At 70.8% G+C, this 16,525-nt stretch carries 20 protein-coding genes, 1 tRNA gene and 1 CRISPR repeat array (1 of these 22 running past the window's edge); of the genes, 12 read left to right on the top strand and 9 right to left on the bottom strand.

Translation table 11 applies throughout. The annotated features are described in order from the left end of the window. Window positions 1-279: a CRISPR direct-repeat array (repeat unit 29 nt; unit sequence CGGACCACCCCCGCAGGCGCGGGGAAGAC) (it extends 55 nt beyond the left edge of the window). Window positions 280-323: 44 nt separating this feature from the next. From LV78_RS16015 to LV78_RS16005, 3 genes are all read right to left on the bottom strand, one after another. Then, complete coding sequence (locus LV78_RS16015) at window positions 324-1,259, bottom strand: SUMF1/EgtB/PvdO family nonheme iron enzyme (RefSeq protein WP_253846066.1); 936 nt, start codon at window positions 1,257-1,259, stop codon at window positions 324-326. Window positions 1,260-1,294: 35 nt separating this feature from the next. Then, window positions 1,295-2,074, bottom strand: coding sequence for an aminotransferase class IV family protein (locus LV78_RS16010; RefSeq protein ID WP_253846065.1), 780 nt, complete (start codon window positions 2,072-2,074; stop codon window positions 1,295-1,297). A gap of 181 nt (window positions 2,075-2,255) precedes the next feature. Further along, on the bottom strand, window positions 2,256-2,564 hold the full coding sequence (locus LV78_RS16005; protein ID WP_301306653.1) for a helix-turn-helix domain-containing protein: 309 nt from the start codon (window positions 2,562-2,564) through the stop codon (window positions 2,256-2,258). 208 nt (window positions 2,565-2,772) lie between these two features. On the opposite strand from LV78_RS16005, the gene LV78_RS16000 reads away from it, so the two are divergent. The 9 genes from LV78_RS16000 (at window position 2,773) to LV78_RS15960 (ending at window position 10,366) form a co-directional block, all read left to right on the top strand. Further along, window positions 2,773-3,084 carry a hypothetical protein gene (locus LV78_RS16000; protein ID WP_253846063.1) on the top strand — a complete coding sequence of 104 codons (312 nt, stop codon included), beginning with the start codon at window positions 2,773-2,775 and terminating at the stop codon, window positions 3,082-3,084. 28 nt (window positions 3,085-3,112) lie between these two features. Continuing rightward, window positions 3,113-3,268, top strand: coding sequence for a hypothetical protein (locus LV78_RS15995; protein WP_253846062.1), 156 nt, complete (start codon window positions 3,113-3,115; stop codon window positions 3,266-3,268). 184 nt (window positions 3,269-3,452) lie between these two features. Then, window positions 3,453-4,418 carry an ABC transporter permease gene (locus LV78_RS15990; RefSeq protein ID WP_253846061.1) on the top strand — a complete coding sequence of 322 codons (966 nt, stop codon included), beginning with the start codon at window positions 3,453-3,455 and terminating at the stop codon, window positions 4,416-4,418. Next, a complete protein-coding gene (locus LV78_RS15985) occupies window positions 4,415-6,610 on the top strand; it encodes a cell division protein FtsK (RefSeq protein WP_253846060.1) in 2,196 nt (731 codons plus the stop codon). Before LV78_RS15990 ends, LV78_RS15985 begins: the two co-directional genes overlap by 4 nt. A 152-nt stretch (window positions 6,611-6,762) precedes the next feature. Further along, window positions 6,763-7,038 (top strand): hypothetical protein, encoded by a 276-nt coding sequence (locus LV78_RS15980; RefSeq protein ID WP_253846059.1) that lies wholly within the window; start codon window positions 6,763-6,765, stop codon window positions 7,036-7,038. Between the two features lie 82 nt (window positions 7,039-7,120). After that, window positions 7,121-7,693 (top strand): DUF2742 domain-containing protein, encoded by a 573-nt coding sequence (locus tag LV78_RS15975; protein WP_253846058.1) that lies wholly within the window; start codon window positions 7,121-7,123, stop codon window positions 7,691-7,693. Further along, on the top strand, window positions 7,690-8,799 hold the full coding sequence (locus tag LV78_RS15970) for a DUF3631 domain-containing protein (protein WP_253846057.1): 1,110 nt from the start codon (window positions 7,690-7,692) through the stop codon (window positions 8,797-8,799). Before LV78_RS15975 ends, LV78_RS15970 begins: the two co-directional genes overlap by 4 nt. After that, window positions 8,796-8,981, top strand: coding sequence for a helix-turn-helix transcriptional regulator (locus LV78_RS15965; RefSeq protein ID WP_253846056.1), 186 nt, complete (start codon window positions 8,796-8,798; stop codon window positions 8,979-8,981). Before LV78_RS15970 ends, LV78_RS15965 begins: the two co-directional genes overlap by 4 nt. Next, window positions 8,981-10,366 carry a tyrosine-type recombinase/integrase gene (locus LV78_RS15960; protein WP_253846055.1) on the top strand — a complete coding sequence of 462 codons (1,386 nt, stop codon included), beginning with the start codon at window positions 8,981-8,983 and terminating at the stop codon, window positions 10,364-10,366. The genes LV78_RS15965 and LV78_RS15960 overlap by 1 nt, the downstream gene beginning before the upstream one ends. A 143-nt stretch (window positions 10,367-10,509) precedes the next feature. On the opposite strand, the gene LV78_RS15955 is transcribed toward LV78_RS15960, so the two are convergent. Next, window positions 10,510-10,590 (bottom strand) — tRNA-Tyr (locus LV78_RS15955). Between the two features lie 122 nt (window positions 10,591-10,712). Here LV78_RS15955 and LV78_RS15950 point away from each other — a divergent pair. Beyond that, window positions 10,713-11,204, top strand: a complete 492-nt coding sequence (locus tag LV78_RS15950) for a YajQ family cyclic di-GMP-binding protein (protein WP_253846054.1) — start codon at window positions 10,713-10,715, stop codon at window positions 11,202-11,204. After that, window positions 11,201-12,079 (top strand): glucose-1-phosphate thymidylyltransferase RfbA, encoded by an 879-nt coding sequence (rfbA, locus tag LV78_RS15945; RefSeq protein WP_253846053.1) that lies wholly within the window; start codon window positions 11,201-11,203, stop codon window positions 12,077-12,079. Before LV78_RS15950 ends, rfbA begins: the two co-directional genes overlap by 4 nt. Window positions 12,080-12,101: 22 nt before the next feature. Here rfbA and htpX read toward each other — a convergent pair whose 3' ends face one another. Genes htpX through LV78_RS15920 form a run of 4 tightly spaced genes read right to left on the bottom strand, consistent with a single transcriptional unit; the run spans window position 12,102 to window position 14,503 of the window. Continuing rightward, complete coding sequence (gene htpX, locus LV78_RS15940) at window positions 12,102-12,962, bottom strand: zinc metalloprotease HtpX (protein WP_253846052.1); 861 nt, start codon at window positions 12,960-12,962, stop codon at window positions 12,102-12,104. A 20-nt stretch (window positions 12,963-12,982) separates the two neighbouring features. After that, window positions 12,983-13,507, bottom strand: a complete 525-nt coding sequence (locus tag LV78_RS40770; RefSeq protein ID WP_308208721.1) for a 4Fe-4S binding protein — start codon at window positions 13,505-13,507, stop codon at window positions 12,983-12,985. Then, on the bottom strand, window positions 13,500-14,090 hold the full coding sequence (locus LV78_RS15925) for an NADH-quinone oxidoreductase subunit C (protein WP_253846051.1): 591 nt from the start codon (window positions 14,088-14,090) through the stop codon (window positions 13,500-13,502). The genes LV78_RS40770 and LV78_RS15925 overlap by 8 nt, the downstream gene beginning before the upstream one ends. Further along, window positions 14,090-14,503, bottom strand: a complete 414-nt coding sequence (locus LV78_RS15920; RefSeq protein WP_253846050.1) for an NADH-quinone oxidoreductase subunit B — start codon at window positions 14,501-14,503, stop codon at window positions 14,090-14,092. Before LV78_RS15920 ends, LV78_RS15925 begins: the two co-directional genes overlap by 1 nt. 245 nt (window positions 14,504-14,748) lie before the next feature. Between LV78_RS15920 and LV78_RS15915 the strand changes: the two genes are divergently transcribed. Further along, the gene (locus LV78_RS15915; RefSeq protein WP_253846049.1) at window positions 14,749-15,792 is read left to right on the top strand and encodes a LysR family transcriptional regulator; all 1,044 of its coding nucleotides are present in this window, start codon (window positions 14,749-14,751) and stop codon (window positions 15,790-15,792) included. On the opposite strand, the gene LV78_RS15910 is transcribed toward LV78_RS15915, so the two are convergent. Beyond that, a complete protein-coding gene (locus tag LV78_RS15910) occupies window positions 15,789-15,938 on the bottom strand; it encodes a hypothetical protein (protein WP_253846048.1) in 150 nt (49 codons plus the stop codon). The genes LV78_RS15915 and LV78_RS15910 overlap by 4 nt on opposite strands. Between the last annotated feature and the right edge of the window lie 587 nt (window positions 15,939-16,525).

Genomic DNA, 16,525 nt, shown 5'->3' with positions numbered 1-16,525 from the left:
CTGGCGCGGACCACCCCCGCAGGCGCGGGGAAGACCCGGGGTGGTGGTGCGAGTGGAGCACGAGCGTGGGACCACCCCCGCAGGCGCGGGGAAGACGACGCCGGGCGCCCGCGAGGCGTCAGCGGGCGCGGACCACCCCCGCAGGCGCGGGGAAGACGCCCTGGACATCAGTCCCGACCACCCGCCCACCGGACCACCCCCGCAGGCGCGGGGAAGACCTTGTCGGTCTCGTCGTCCCACTCGCGCCCGGCGGACCACCCCCGCAGGCGCGGGGAAGACACTTTTTGACCTGCGGGTTTGCGCGCAGTAGGGGCCGTTTTCATTCACTTTGCTCCCCCGCCACCGAACGCTTCCACCGGGGCAACGCACCTGAACCCGGTGTCATCGTCACACATCGACACCGCCGCGTCGTTGAACGACGACGGGGTGGCGCGGTTGAACGGGCTGGTCCACGCGCCGCCCTTCAGCTCTTGGCGGCCCGGCTTGGACTCCGTCGCGCACCACTCCCACACGTTCCCGCACAGGTCGTACACCCCGTACGGGCTCGCGCCGCTCTGGTAGCAGACGCGAGGGGTTGTCTGGCCCACGCCGTTCTCCCGCACGTTGCACTTCGCCGGGGTCGGCTGGTCGCCCCACGGGTAGACCGTGCCGCGGGTTCCTCGTGCTGCCTTCTCCCACTGCTGGGAGGTCGGTAGCGCCTTGCCCGCCCAGGCCGCATAGGCCGCCGCGTCCTCCCAGGTCACGAAGACCACCGGGTGGTCCGCCAGCTCCGCCGGGTGGCGCCCATCCGGCCAGTGGTGCGGCGGGGCGTGGCCGGTGGCCACGATGAACCTCGCGTAGTCCGCGTTCGACACCGGGTAGACGTCGATGTAGAAGTCCGGGATCCACACCGGGGTGTTGCTTGGGCCGGACAGGAAGACGCTGCCGTCCACCTTCACCATCAGGCTGCCGTCCGCCGGGTGGTGCACCTGGCTGGAGCCGATCGGCTCGACCTGGACGTTCTCCCCCGAGCCTGGCACCAGCGAATCGCCAGTGAGTAAAGAGAACCGTGCCTTCGTGTCGGGATCGCTTCGGGTCAGGCACGTGTCCAGCGCAGCCTGGTTGACCGGGCGCGGTCGGATCGACTCGCGCCCTGCCTCCCACTTGGAGATCATCCGCTCGCTGACGCCCAGGTGGGCCGCGAACTCGCGGATGCTCATCCTCTTCGCTTCACGCAGCGCCCGAACTTCCACCCCGGACCAACTCTGCACGGTCGCCATCCGTCTTTTCCTCCCCGCCAGCCCGAAACAGGCTTCTACACTGTCTCGGCCGGAATGTCTTCGTACATCTTCCGCAGCTCCCCCAACATCGGGTGACCACTTTCCCACGCGACGTCGTCAACCGACAGGATCTCCCGAACACCGGTCGAGGCGTTGGTGGCGAATGCCGCTTCCATCTGGCTCAGATCAGCCAGTGAGAGCGGTTCGGTGGACACCGGCTCGTCAAGTTCCTGGTGCAGCAGGGTCATCGTGATCCCCGCCAGGTAGGCGGCGCGCGGCCACACGATCTGGCCGTCGCGCACGAACCCGATGTTCGACGTGGCCACCTCGGAGATGTAGCCGTCGGGGTTCAGGAAGAGCACGTCGTCAAAGCCCTCACGCTGTGCGGTGCGGCGGCGCTGGAGGGCGCCGAACAAGCCGATGTGCTTCACCGTGGGAAGTTCGCGCTGGTAGGACGCTGCCTGCAATCTCATCGGCGACGGGACCTTGTCGGACGCCGAGCGCTTGGTGACGAGGATGTGCGGCGTGGCGTCAGAACCGATGGTGCCCAGGTCGATACCCGGGTCATAGCTGGTCACGCGGACCACGGTGCGGTCCCCGGAATCCGGCAGCGCGGACCGAACGCAGTGGCGCACCATGTCGGTGTCCAATTCCACGTCGAACAGGAGACGGCAATCGCGCGCCAAGCGCTGCAAGTGCAGCGACAAACCGCGCACCTTGCCATCCTCTGCCAACATCGACGTGAAGTGGCCGTAGTTAGTGAGCGCCAGGGCTTTGACCTCTTCCAGGGTCACCGGCGCGCCGTTGAGTTCCATGCCCCCACCATCTCACCCGCTCCCCCGTGCTTGAAGCCCCGGAGCAGCCAAGTTCGGTGAAAGTTCAGCGGTACAGGTTCAGTGAAAGTTCAGTGAGCGGGGCGTAGTCGGGCAGTTCTGCAATAGCTATCCGGCGGTCAGGCTTGAAGTGCAAGCAGCCGACGCCACCGGAAAGGCCCGCTCATGCACTTCGCTCGGAACTTCCCTCGCCCACCACCCGCTCCAACTCGGCGACCCGCTCCCGCAGGTCTTCCATCGCCGCGGCGAGCTCGGCCATGGTCGGCTCCCGGTGGACAGCGCCATCGGACGGCGCTCGCCCGTCCCGCACGGCTGCCAGGTGCTCGCGCGGCCATCCCAGCGCTTCGGACACCGCCGCGAGGGTGCGTGGGCGCGCGTTGGTCGCCTTGGCCTTCTGGAGCAGCCGTAGCGCGGCGACGCTCACCCCGGAGCGCTCCGCCAACTCTTGCTGCTTCATCCCGCGATCGCTCAACCGAGCGTTGATCGCGGTGGCGACGCCTTCCCAGTCGGGTATCAAACCAGCCTCCCATTAGCGCTTTTACCAGCGATAACTCTAGCGCTGAGCGCTACCCAAACCGACGCCACCAGTGCGGTTCACCCGTTTGGAGGTATACACCTCCGCCAACAACAGCGCTACTGTTAGCGCCACTGCAAGCGATGAACAGTCGAGGAGGAACCCGGTGAACACCCCAGCCACGTACCCCGACGGCCTCACGTGGGCTGTCCTGAACGCCATTCAGGAGCAGGTCTCGCGTGAGGATGTCCCGGCCGCCGAGCCGACCTCTGCGCTGGTCAGCGGTGAGGCGCAGATGCGCCGGAACCTGCGCGTCCTGCGCCGGGCGCTCAACGGCGTGACGGCCCACCACGGCGTCGGCCTGGTGCAGGCCGTCGCCGAGCTGCGCGAGACGTTCCCGCACCTGCTGGTGACCACTGCCGAGGACAGCTCCCAGGTGGAGCCCACCGCGTCGCCCGCCGTCCGGCGGGTGGCCTGACGACGCCGAATCCCGGAGAGGAACTGCCGTGATCACGACGGACTGCCGAGGCTGCGGCGAGATCGCCGACTGCGACATCAACGAGCTGTGCGACTACTGCGCCAACGACCCGGAGATCAACCCCGACCTCTGCGACGAGTGCGGTGGCTTCGGGTGCGAGTGGTGCACCGAGATCTACGAGTGATTTCGCCCGGACCGGCGGCTGTCCCGCCAAGAACTCCCGCCGGTCCGGTTCCCACCCAACACGCCCCGAGGGGCGGGTCAGGAGAACCAAGCATGTCCAGCCGGACGCGAACCCACAAGCCACCCGCCGAGGTATCGCCGGGCGAGTCCCACCTCACGGTGCCCACGGTGGCGGTGGTGCTGCGATGACCAGCGCCTACCCTCCCCAGCTCGACCGCCTCGCCATGAAGGTCGACAAGCTCGCCGACGACCACGGTCGTCTCCCCTCGCGCAACGAGGTGATGCGCACCTTCAAGGTCGGCGGCCCCAAGGCCAAGGCCGCGCTGGACGCGGTCAAGGCCATGCGATCCGCCGGGTTCGTGGCGGGCACCAGCCTGGTCACGTCCCCCGCTCGGCGGCTGCACTCCGTGCCCACCCCGGACGAGGGCACCGCAGAGGACACCACTGAGTTCGGCACCGAGCACGACGCCGCCCCGGCCGCTGAGCACGCCAAGCCCGCGAGTGCCCCGGCTGACATCACCACCAGCACCACCGTGGACGCGGTGGTCCCCACTCCGACGACCAGGGCTGAGCCAGCCCCGTTCACCCAGGTCAGCACCCTCGCAGACCTGGGTACGCCCCACGTCCCGACCGGCGGCGCGGTGGAGCAGGGCAGAGTCCGAGGTGCGTGGGCGGTGCTCACCGGTCGCACCGCCGAGCCCCGGCAGGTACGCCAGGTCCGGCCGTGGCCGGTGCTGGTGATCGCGCTCGGCGCGTTCGTCGCCATCTGGGGCGGCTGGGTGGAGCTGGGTAAGCTCACCGGGTTCGGCGAGATCACCCCGCTGCCCGGCATCGCGGACGGCTGGACCATCGACTCCGCGATCACGCTCCCGCTCGGGGTCGAGGCGTACGCGGCGTTCGCGCTGCGGGTCTGGCTCTCCGACACCACCAGGTCCGGGCGTGCCCGCCGGTTCGCCAAGTGGTCCGCGCTCGGCGCGCTGGTGCTCGGTGCGGCCGGACAGGTCGCCTACCACCTCATGTCCGCCGCCGGGCTCACCTCCGCGCCGTGGCAGATCACCACGGCGGTCTCCTGCCTCCCGGTCATCGTGCTCGGGCTCGGCGCGGCCCTGGCGCACCTGATGCACAACGGCGACCAGGAGGTGACCCGATGAGCCTGCCTACCGCGATGAGCACCCCCGACCCCGACGAGAACAACGTGGTCCACCTGGCCGACGCCCGCGCCAGGGCTGCGGCGGCTGAACCACCTGCCGTGGTGGAGCGGGCACCGGAGGTCCTGGACGCCGAGGTGGTGGCGGACGACGCCCCGACCGCGCTGGTGCAGGTCGACCAGCCGGACAGCTCGGACGACTCCACCTGGGTGTCCCGGCTGCGGGAGACCGAGCGGCTGCCGATCATCCCCGGCTACCTGCGCACGCTGTCCGAGGTGCGGCAGACCGCCGCGTGGGTGGGCAGGCACTACGCCCACGCCACCGGCTACCACGCGGCGCGCACCCCGCTGTACCTGCTCAAGCTCGCCGCGCGGTCCCCACAGGGCGCGTTGCTGCTCATGGCCGCGACCGGCCGGTGGGTCGCTGATGCCGAGGGGCGTCCGCTGCGGCGGGAGATGGCGGTCAGGGGTGAGGCGGAGAAGTACCTCCGCCTGGTGCAGGAGCGGAACGCGCGGGTCCGGTTCCGGACTGTCCTGCTGGCGGCTGGGTCCGCGCTCGGCGTGGTGCTGCTGGTGCTGCTGCCCGGTGTCGCGCCCGAGTGGGTGTGGTGGGTCTGCGTCACCGCAGCGCTCGCCGTGCTGGGCAAGCTCGGCACGCCGCAGGACCGGCCGGTGGCCGGGCGCGCCGTGGTCGGGCCGCAGGCGCAGAAGCTCACCAGCGACGTGGTGGTCCGGGCGCTGTCCTCGCTCGGCATCGGCGGGATCAACCAGGCGGTGGGCAAGAACGTCCACGCGATCGGGTTCACCGCGCCCATCACCCGCGACGGGCCCGGCTGGCGGGCAGACGTGGAGTTGCCGCCGGGCGTGACGGCCACCGAGGTGGTGGAGAAGCGGGACAAGCTCGCGTCCGGGCTGGGGCGTCCGCTGGGCTGCGTGTGGCCGGAGAACAACACCAGCGGCCACCCCGGTCAACTCGTGCTGTGGGTGGGCGACCGGGACATGTCCAAGGCCAAGCAGCCCGCGTGGTCACTGCGGCGCGGTGGCGCGGTCGACCTGTTCAAGCCGCAGCCGTTCGGCACGGACGTGCGCGGCCGGTGGGTCGAGGTCACGCTCATGTTCGTCGCCGGGATCATCGGCGCGATCCCCCGCATGGGCAAGACGTTCACGCTGCGGGAGCTGCTGCTCATCGCCGCGCTCGACCCGCGTTCCGAGCTGCACTCCTACGACCTCAAGGGCACCGGCGACCTGTCACCGCTCGGGCCGGTGTGCCACCGGTACCGGGCCGGTGACGACCCGGAGGACCTGGAGTACGCGGTGGCCGACCTGCGGGCGCTGCGGCAGGAACTCCGGCGTCGCACCAAGGTGATCCGGGAGCTGCCCAAGGACCTGTGCCCGGAGAACAAGGTCACGACCGAGCTGGCGTCGAAGAGGTCGTTGCGGCTGCACCCGATCGTCATCGGCGTGGACGAGTGCCAGGTGTGGTTCGAGCACCCGGAGTTCGGCGCGGAGGTCGAGGAGATCTGCACCGACCTGGTGAAGCGCGGTCCGGCCACCGGGATCGTGCTGCTGCTGGCGACGCAGCGGCCCGATTCCAAGTCGATCCCCACGCAGATCAGCGACAACGCGGTGCTGCGGTTCTGCCTCAAGGTCACCGGGCAGATGGCGAACGACATGGTGTTGGGCACGAGCAGCTACCGCAACGGCGAGCGGGCCACCCAGTTCTCGTTCTCCGACAAGGGGATCGGGCTGCTGAAGGGCGTCACCGACGAGACGAAGACGGTCAAGGGCGTCTACGTGGACGGGCCCGGCGCGGAGACCATCGCGGGCCGCGCTCGTGCGCTGCGGACGGCCGCCGGGTCGCTCACCGGGTACGCCGCCGGTCTGGACGCCGAGGTGGTCGACGGGGACGTGACGTCCACGCTGCTGCCGGACGTGCTGGCCGCGATGGGCTCGGCGGACAAGATGTGGTCCGAGTCCATCGTGGAGCGGTTGGCCGAGCTGCGACCCGGTGCCTACGGGCCGTGGGCCGACCAGGACGGCAAGGGCCGCGCGGTGCAGCTCGCTGCGGCGCTCAAGCCGCACGGGGTCAGCACCGGCCAGGTCTGGGGCACAGGTGCGGACGGCAAGGGCGCCAACCGCCGGGGGCTCACCCGCGCCGACGTCGCCGCAGCCGTCACGGACAGTGTCAGCAAATAGTCGCCGGGAGCGGCTGCGGGCGCGCGCTAGGTCTAGCACCCAGCCCCGCTAGACCTAGCGCCCCCGCTAGCGCCTCACAACCACGCTGATCAGCGCCCTAGCTCCTAGCGGCGCGGGTCGAGCGCACCCGAAAAACGCTTCGGAGGCCACCTGTGGACCCCCTCACGACGATCATCACCACTCCCGCGCTGCTCATCACCGCAATCACCGTGGGTTACCTGCTCACCTGCGCGATCTGGCCGTTCAAGCGCTGCCGGAAGTGCCAGGGCGCGGGCCGCCACCGCTCGCCGGTCATGCGGGCGTACCGCACCTGCGGCCACTGCCGGGGCGACGGCTACCGGCTCCGGATCGGCCGCCACGTGTGGAACGCCCTGACCCGCAACGGCCGCGCCCGCCGGGCCAACCGCAAGAACCGCAAGGACCTCTGACTCCCGCTCCTGGCCGACCGCACCGGGGACGTGCCATCCCCGTCCCCGGTGCGGGGCCACCCAGTCCACTGGAGACACAGCGATGAACGCTGACTACCGACGCCCGTTCTGCGACCCGGACTCCCAACGCCCGTGGAATCGCCCCGCCCACGCCAGCACCGACCCCGTGCGCGCTTGGGCCGAACCGCTGCTGCGCCGCGCCTACGCCGCCTCCCGGCAGCAGCCCGCTGGGTGCTCGCACGGCCCGATCCCCTGTGTCGGGAGCAGGGAGTGGGCAGCGCTGCCCGACACCGACCCCCGCAAGCCCGCCGCCGTGGTGATGGCCGCGCTGGCGCGGGTGGAGGAGAACACCCCGCACGCCATCGCCACCCGCGTCGCCGCCGATTGGGCCGACGCCCAGATGGGCCGCCGGGAGCGCGCCCGCGAGTTCGCCCACGCCCCGGACGAGCTGGGACACATCATCGGGCACCTGCCGTTCTGCCTGTCCGAGCGGCGCAAGCTCACCAGCGAGCTGCCCTGCGCACACCTCGGCTGCACGCAGGTGGTCCGCTTCACCCACCCGCTACCGAACGCACTGGCTGCCAGGCTGCCCGACACGTCCTGGGTGCGTTGCGACGCCCACGGCGGCACCAAGCCGCTGGGAGTGGCGGCATGAGCGCCGCGCCGGTCGACGGGGCGGCCGTGCTGGACCAGGTGCGCGACTTCGTGAGCCGGTTCAACGCCTTTCCGGACGAGCACTGCGCGCCGATGCTCGCCCTCTGGTACGCCCACACCTGGGCCGCCGAGCACTTCTACATCACCCCGCGCCTGGTTCTGTCCAGCGCCGAGCCAGCCTCAGGCAAGACGCGGGTGCTGGAGGTCGCCCAGTTCCTGGTGAAGGCACCGGAGATGACGTTCAGCGCCACCTCGGCCGCGCTGTTCCGGATGGTCGGGGCCGGTCCGATCACGATCCTGTTCGACGAGGTCGACGCCATCTTCGACACCAAGGGCGGTGGCAACGAGGACCTGCGGGCGCTGGTCAACGCCGGGTACAAGCGCTCCGCGACCGTGGCCCGCTGCAAGGGCGACGCCGGGAACATGGTGATCGAGCGCTTCCCGGTCTACGCCCCCGCCGCGCTGGCCGGGATCGCGGGCCGGATGCCCGACACGATCACCACCCGCGCCATCACCGTCCACATGCGCCGCCGCAAGGGCGACGAGAAGGTGGAGCAGTTCCGGGAGCGGCGGGTGGACGAGGAGTCCACGCCGATCCGGGAGGCGCTGGCCGCGTGGATGGACGCGGTGGGCGAGCGGGTCGGGGCCGCTTACCCGGAGGTGCCCGAGAGCGTCACCGACCGGTCGGCCGAGATCTGGGAGCCGCTGCTGGCGATCGCGGAGATCGCGGGCGGGCACTGGCCGGAGACCGCTCGGGCCGCCTGCACGCACTTCGTGAGCGCGGCGCAGACCAACCCGGTGTCCGACCGGATTCGGCTGCTGGCCGACCTGCGCGGGCTGTTCACCGATCGCGGCGTCACGCGCATGAGCACCGTGGAGATCCTGGCCGTGCTGCACAGCATGGACGAGGCCCCGTGGGGCGACTTCCACGGCAAGCCGCTCACGGCCCGGCAGCTCGCCGCCGAGCTGAACGCCTACGGCGTGAAGGTCACCACCTACAAGAGCAGCGGCAAGAGCTTCAAGGGCTACGTCATCGACGGGGAGACCGGGCTCGGCGACGCGTGGGCGCGCTACCTCCCGGCCGAGGTGAAGGAGGTCGCGCCGTGAGCAGGGACGAACTCCTGACGGTCGCCGAGTTCTGCGGGGAGTTCAAGATCTCCCGCTCCACCCTCTACGAGTGGCTGGCGAAGGGGCAGGCGCCGAAGCACCGGAAGCTCCCCAACGGGCAGTTGCGGTTCAAGCGCGCCGACGTGGACCGGTGGTTCGACTCGTGCGCGGAGGCAGCGTGATGAACACGAGCTACGACGTGCGCATCTACGCGATCGACGTCTACCGGGGCAAGCGCACCACCACCCACTGGGTGCAGTGGTCCGTTGACGGCACGAGGTTCAAGGAGAAGTTCAAGACCAGCGCGCTCGCCAAGAGCTTCCGCGCCGATCTCCTCAGCGCCACCAATCGGGGTGAGGCGTTCAGCCGGGAGACCGGCCTCCCGATCCGGATGACGCGCACCAGGGAGACGTCCCCGTGGTTCGCCTTCGCCTGTGCGTTCGTGGACATGAAGTGGCGGGACTCGGCCCCCGGACAGCGGCGGACGATCGCCGACACCCTCATCCCGATCACCAGCGCGCTGCTCATCCCCGGCCGGACCCACCCGGACGTCGTGGTCCTGCGCAGGGCCATGCGGGTGGCGTTCAACAGCAACACCAGGGAGGCGGAGCACACCGCGCAGGTCGCGGAAGCGCTGGCCTGGCTGGCGCGGAGCACCCGACCGGTGAGCGACCTGGCGAAGCCCGACGTGCTGCGGTCGTTGCTCGCGGACGTGGAGCGGAAGCTGGACGGCGGGCGGGCCGCCCACGACACGGTCCGGTTGCGCCGGATCACCCTCGGCAGCGCGCTCGACTACGCGGTGGAGCGGAAGCTCCTGGAGTCCAACCCGCTGAAGGAGGTCGCGCTGAAGAAGCGCAAGAGCGTCACGAGCCAGGTGGACCGGCGGTCGGTGGCCAACCCGGTGCAGGCGCGGACCGTGCTCGCCGCCGTGGCGGGCGTGGGGCGGACCGGGCGGAAGCTGACGGCGTTCTTCGGGCTGATGTACTTCGCGGCCCTGCGCCCAGAGGAGGCGTCCGCGCTGCGGCTGCGCGACCTGGCGTTGCCGCCACGCGAGTGGGACCGGGAGGCCGGTCGGTGGCGGGTGACCGAGTCGGGGGACATCCACTTGGAGATCGCCACTCCGGAAATCGGGGCTGAGTGGACCGACAGCGGCCGAAAGGACGAGGAGCGAGGGCTGAAGCACCGGGAGGAGGACGAGGGCCGCACGGTGCCGCTCACGCCCGAACTCGCGCTGCTGATCTACGACCACCTCGACGAGTTCCGGCCTTCACCCGATGGGCTGCTTTTTGAAGCGGAGCGCGGAGGCCGGATCGGCAGCTCCACCTACTGCCGGACGTGGGCGTTGGCGCGGGCTGCGGTGTTCACCCCGGAAGTCGCCGCTTCCCCACTAGCGAAGCGGCCTTATGACCTCCGTCACGCCTGCGTGTCGACCTGGCTCAACCTGGGCGTGGAACCGACCCGAGTGGCCATGTGGGCGGGGCAAGCGTGGCCGTTCTGCTGCGGGTCTACGCGAAGTGCGTGGACGGCGGGGAGGAACGTGCCCGGCAGCTCATCCAGAAGGGGATGAACACCCTCTAGGGGGACGCGGAACTTCGGTACGTCCTCGGTACAGACAGCCGTAGAGGACCGGTTCCAGCCGTACAGAGCCGGACAAGACGAGAACACCCCCGTGACCTTTTCAACCAGGTCACGGGGGTGTTCTACGTGTTGTGGCGGGTAGAGGATTCGAACCTCTGTAGCTTTCGCGACGGATTTACAGTCCGCTCCCATTGGCCGCTCGGGCAACCCGCCCCGCACCCCGTACCGGCGGTGCGTGGAGAACAATACACACACCCGTTCACCCCCTTGCAACCGGGATACCCCGGTAGGCTCGCCACGGTTCCAGGACACACCGACGCGGAGGTACCGGGCACGTGGCAGACCCGTCGTTCGACGTGGTGAGCAAGGTCGACCGCCAGGAGGTCGACAACGCGCTCAACCAGGCGGCCAAGGAGTTGAGCAACCGGTTCGACTTCCGGGGGACCGGCACCGAGGTGTCGTGGGCGGGCGAGGAGGCGATCTCCTTCCAGTCCGAGACCGAGGAGCGCTGCCGGGCCGCGGTCGACGTGTTCCAGGAGAAGCTCATCAAGCGGGGCATCTCCATGAAGGCGTTCGAGATCGGCGACCCCGCCGTGTCCGGCAAGGTGTTCAAGGTCACCGGCACGCTCGTGCAGGGCATCTCCTCCGAGAAGGCCAAGGAGATCTCCAAGCGCATCCGGGACGAGGCTCCCAAGGGCGTGCAGGCGCAGATCCAGGGTGACCAGCTGCGGGTGTCCGGCAAGAAGAAGGACCACCTGCAGGAGGTGATCGCGCTGCTCAAGGGCGCGGACTTCGGGATCGCCCTCCAGTTCACCAACTACCGGTGAAGGGCGTCGTCCTCGCCGGTGGCAGCGGCACCCGGCTGCACCCGATCACGCAGGCGGTGTCGAAGCAGCTGCTGCCCGTCTACGACAAGCCGATGGTGTACTACCCGCTGTCGGTGCTGATGCTCGCGGGCATCCGCGAGGTGCTGCTGATCTCGACCCCGGCCGACCTCCCGCTGTTCCGCCGCCTGCTGGGCGACGGCTCGCAGTTCGGCCTGCGGCTGGAGTACGCCGAGCAGGCTCACCCGAACGGGTTGGCCGAGGCGTTCGTGATCGGCGCCGACTTCATCGGCGAGGACGACGTGTCGCTCGTGCTGGGCGACAACATCTTCTACGGCCAGGGCTTCTCCAAGGTCCTCCAGGGCAACGCCGCGAACCTCGACGGGTGCGTGCTGTTCGGCTACCCCGTCAAGGACCCCGAGCGCTACGGCGTCGGCGAGGTCGACGGCTCCGGCAAGCTGCTCAGCATCGAGGAGAAGCCCGCCGTCCCGAAGTCGAACAAGGCCATCACCGGCCTCTACCTCTACGACAACGGCGTGGTCGACATCGCCCGCTCGCTCAAGCCGTCGCCGCGCGGCGAGCTGGAGATCACCGACGTGAACCTGGCCTACCTGCGCGAGGGCCGGGCACACCTGGTGGACCTCGGGCGCGGCTTCGCCTGGCTGGACACCGGCACGCACGACTCGCTGCTGGAGGCCGGGCAGTTCGTGCAGGTGCTGGAGCACCGGCAGGGCGTGCGGATCGCCTGCCTGGAGGAGATCGCGTACCGGATGGGCTTCATCAGCGCGGAGCAGTGCTACGCGCAGGGCGAGAAGCTCGCCAAGTCCGGGTACGGGCAGTACGTGATGAACGTGGCCTCCGAGGGCCTGGGCGGCTAGCGGCGGTGCGGGCGGGCGGGGGCTAGCGCTCGCGCGCCAGCTCCTCCAGCCTGCGCACGCGGTCCGCGATGGGCGGGTGCGTGGCGAACAGCCGCGCCCGGTGCTCCCCCGGCCGGAACGGGCTGGCGATCATCAGGTGGGCCTGCGCGACCAGGGCGGGCTCCGGCGCGAGCGGGGCGGCCAGCGCGCCCGCCTCCAGCTTGCGCAGCGCCGACGCCAGCGCCAGCGGGTCGCCGGTCAGCTCGGCGGCCGACGCGTCCGCCTGGTACTCGCGGGACCGGCTCACCGCCGCCCGCACGATCCCCGCCGCGACCGGGCCGAGCACCGCGATCACCAGCAGCGCGATCGGGTTGGGCCGCTCGTCGTCGTCATCGCCGAACAGGCCCGCGACGAGCGCCAGGCCCGCCAGCGCGCTCACCACGCCCGCGAGGGCCCCCGCCACGCACGACACCAGGACGTCGCGGTCGCGCACGTGCGACAGCTCGTGCCCGAGCACGGCCCGCAGCTCCCGCTCGTCGAGCAGCTCCAGGACGCCGGTGGTGCAGCAGATGACGGCGTTGCGCGGGTTCCGGCCGGTGGCGAAGGCGTTCGGGGCGGCGGTGGGGCTGACGTAGAGCCTGGGCACCGGCTGCCTGGCCGCCTTGGCCAGCTCGCGCACGACGCGGTGCAGAGCGGGCTGCTCGACCTCGGACACCGGGCGGGCGCGCATGGCCCGCAGGGCGAGCTTGTCGCAGTTGAAGTAGGCGTGCGCGGTGACGCCGACGGCGACCACCAGGCCGACGAGCAGCGCCGTCTCGCCGAAGAACGAGCTGATCAGGACGATCAGCGCGCTCGTCGCGCCGAGCAGGACCGCCGTTCTGACCCCGTTGAAGTGCTTGTGCACGGTGCTCGCCTCCGGGTGCCTCAGGTCCTCCCTCTCAACGCCCCCGGCCCTGCGGCGGTTCCTGCGCCCGGTCGCGCCCCCGGTCGCGCGCCCTGCCCGGCGCCCGGTCGCGCCCCCGGTCGTCCCGGCCTGCCCGAGGCGGTCTCCGGGGCGGGTTCGGCGGCCGGGTCGAGCGGCGGCGGTGGCGGCACCTGGTCGACCCAGGTGGCCAGCACGTCCCGCTCGTGGACCAGCTCGGCGACCGCGCCGGAGCCGTCCGGGGTCCCGGTGCCGGGGTAGGAGAAGTCCGGCGCCCAGTGCAGCGCGTCGAACGGGCAGGCCTCGACGCAGATGCCGCAGTAGAGGCACTGGCCGTAGTCGATGGCGAACCGGTCCAGGACGTTGCGGGCGCGCGGGCGCGCGGACCCCGGCTGCTGCTCGACCTCGGTGTGCGAGTCGATGTGGATGCACCAGTCGGGGCACTCGCGGGCGCAGATCATGCACACGGTGCAGTTGGCCTCCAGCAGCGCGATGACGCCCCTGGTGCGCGGTGGCAGGTCAGCCACGGTCGTCCTCCGGAGGTGCGGTCTGCGGGCGCGGTCCCCACGACGGGTCGGGCACGCCGGGCGGCGCGGCGCGCCTGCGGCTGGGCGCCGACGAGCCGTCCTCGCCGGGTTCGAGGCGGCCGGGCCAGGGGCGCACCACGCGGGAGACGAGCACGAAGTCCTTGCGCAGCGGGTGCCCGGCGAACGAGTCGGGCAGCAGCAGCCGCTCGGGTTCGGGCCGCCCGAGGATCGGGATGCCGAACATCTCGGCGGCCTCCCGCTCGTGCCAGGCGGCGCCCGCCCACAGCCCGGCGACGCTGGGCAGCTCCTCGTCCGCGCCGACCTCGGTGCGCAGCGCCAGTCCCTCGCGGGTGTCCGGGTTCGCCACGTGCAGCAGCACCGCGTGCGCGCCGCCCGAGGCTCCGGGACGGCCCGCGTCCTCGACGCCGAGCCAGTCGAAGAAGGCGCAGCCCAGCTCGTCGCGGGCGTGCGCGGCGGCGGTGGTCCAGTCGGCGAGGGCGACGTGCGCGGTGGTCTGCCCGAAGGCGGTCCTGACCTGGGCGCCGGGCACCCGCTCGGCGAGCGCGGCGGTGGCCGGGGGCATCAGGAGACCATCCGGTGCAGCGCGGCGAGGCCTTCGAGGAGCGCCTCGGGACGGGGTGGGCAGCCGGGGACGGCGACGTGGACCGGCAGCGCCTGGTCGATGCCCTTGGTGACGCTGTACGAGTCCCAGTACGGGCCGCCGGTGTTGCTGCACGCGCCGACCGAGAGCACGTAACGCGGTTCCGGCATCTCCTGGTACGCGGCGAGCACAGCGGGCAACATGACGTCGGTGACCGTGCCCGACACGACCAGCACGTGGGCCTCCCCCGCAGAGCGGACCGGGTCCACGCCGAGCGCGCCCAGGTCGTGCCCGCCGTCCAGGGCGGCCATCACCTCGACGCCGCAGCAGGCGAGCCCGAGGTCGAGCACGGTGACGCGGTACGTGGTGCCCCAGTCGAGGGTGGAAACCGTCACGGCGGATGAGATTAGTACGTGGGGGCCCACCGGGCTGCCACCCGGCGGGCCCCCAACCCCCCAAACCCCCTGCTCGCTCCCGGCTGTCCCCCGCCGGTCGCGGGAGAATTCTCTTACGGGTGACACGTCCGCGTCCAGGTAAATTGATCAAGTTCTTCAGATTACTTCCCCGCGAAATGCGGTCAAGTCCAGTTCAACTAACCGGTAGAACACTTCGCGCGCGGCGCGGACACGAGAGGCAGCGGATGTCCACCTCGACGCAGTTGCTCCTGCCAGCGGGCAACCGGCTCAGTCGACTGCTGAACACGCCACCGGCACTGCTGGACACCACGTTCGACCAGCTCAGGACGCTGATCGCGGTGTACGAGACGAAGTCCGCGCTGCGCGCGGCGCGGGCGCTGGGCCGGGAGCAGTCCAGCGTCCAGAAGCAGATCGACACGCTGAACCGGAACTTCAGGCAGCTGTGCGGTGAACCCCTGGTGGTGAAGCAGGGGCGCGGCAAGGACGTGCTGATCACGCCCACCGGCGAAGCGCTGGTGGAATTGGCGCGGACCACTTTGACCGAGTGGCTGGATTCGATTCACGAGTGCAGGCGCAAGCTCGGCACGACGCTGACCGTGGGCACCACGCGGTTCATGCTCGACTCGCTGGCGAAGGCCTGGGACCACGTCGCCGAGGAGTTCCGGGTGCGCGACGTCGAGCTGAAGGTCGTGCACATCCGCACCAAGGACATCTGGACCAAGCTGGAGAGCAAGGAGGTCGACATCGTCTGCGGCAGCGTCGTGACGCCCGCCGGGCGGACCGTCGCGGAGGCGTTCGGCGACTTCGACGTGATCGACTGGCGGCGGGGCGGGCTGGCGCTGCTGACCAACCTGCCGGAGGACCGGCTGGGCGCGAGCGCGGGCACCGGCGAGCTGCCGAGGCTGCCGCTGGTGGTGCCGTCGGACGGGCTGATCGCGGAGTTCCTGCGCGGCTGGTTCGGGCCGGACTACCGGAGCGAGCTGGACATCGCGGCGGAGATCGACGAGATCCAGTACGGCATGTCGCTGCTGCGCTCGGGCCTGGTGAAGGGCTGCATGATCGTCACCTCGGGCCTGGGGGTGGTCGCGGCGAACAACGAGCTGCGCGAGGGGTCCGGGCTGCGCGTGGTGGAGCTGCGCAACGACCGGAAGCCGGAGCTGGAGCGCCTGGTCGGGGTCTTCGCCCGCAAGGACGAGCGGGCGAAGTTCCCGGCCGACCACCCGCTCAACCTGCTGTGGGCGGCGTTCGAGCGCGAGCGCCCCGCTTAACCGGCGCGCTTGTCCTCGTGCCCGGTCCGCTGCCGGGCTCGCTTGACCAACCACTCGGTCCCGCTGAGCGGCGCGGGCGCTTCCCGCCGCGCCGTTTCGCCCTGGTGCGGGCTGGGGGCCGGGCGCTGGGCGTCGACTTCGTTCACGGCACGCTCCCTACCTGTGCGACGGCAGTGCTGTCGATCGGAGCACCAGGGGGGTGTCGCACGCCAGCGAGGTCATGCGAACGGGTGAAGTCGGCAAATGCGCTGGCGAGAGGCGTGCGGGACCCGCTGCGGACGACCGGGCGGGCCGCTCCGCAGGGCGCGTCCCACCGGGCGGCAGGGGCGCGGAGCAGGGCCTCGGGGACATCATGCGCGGGCCGGTGGGGGTGGTCGCCGGATTTCGCCCGATCGGGGGTGGTCGAGGCCGACGGGGTGGCGGTGGGGGGCGCGCGGCGCTCACCCCGGACCGGGTGACGGGGTCGGACGGCGGTGGCGAGCAGTAGCGGCACAACATGTTGCGGCCGGGTACTGGTTGGACCACTTCATGTTGGGGTTGTCCACAGGGACGCGAAGAACTCCACAGGCGTTGACCAGCGGAAATGGATCTGTTTCACATGTTGTCCACAGAATCATCCACAGCGGTGACGGACCGTGGTCAACGCTGGTTCCGAAGGCTGTGCGCGGGGGTTCGGGGCGAATCAGGCGGGGATTCGAGCGCTCCCCGGCGCACGGGCGCCGGGGAGCGGTGA

The sequence above is a fragment of the Actinosynnema pretiosum genome, from assembly GCF_024171695.1.
GTDB classification, from domain to species: Bacteria; Actinomycetota; Actinomycetes; order Mycobacteriales; family Pseudonocardiaceae; genus Actinosynnema; species Actinosynnema pretiosum.
Note: the sequence above shows the minus strand (reverse complement) of the source record. Positions and strands in the feature narration are given on the sequence as shown.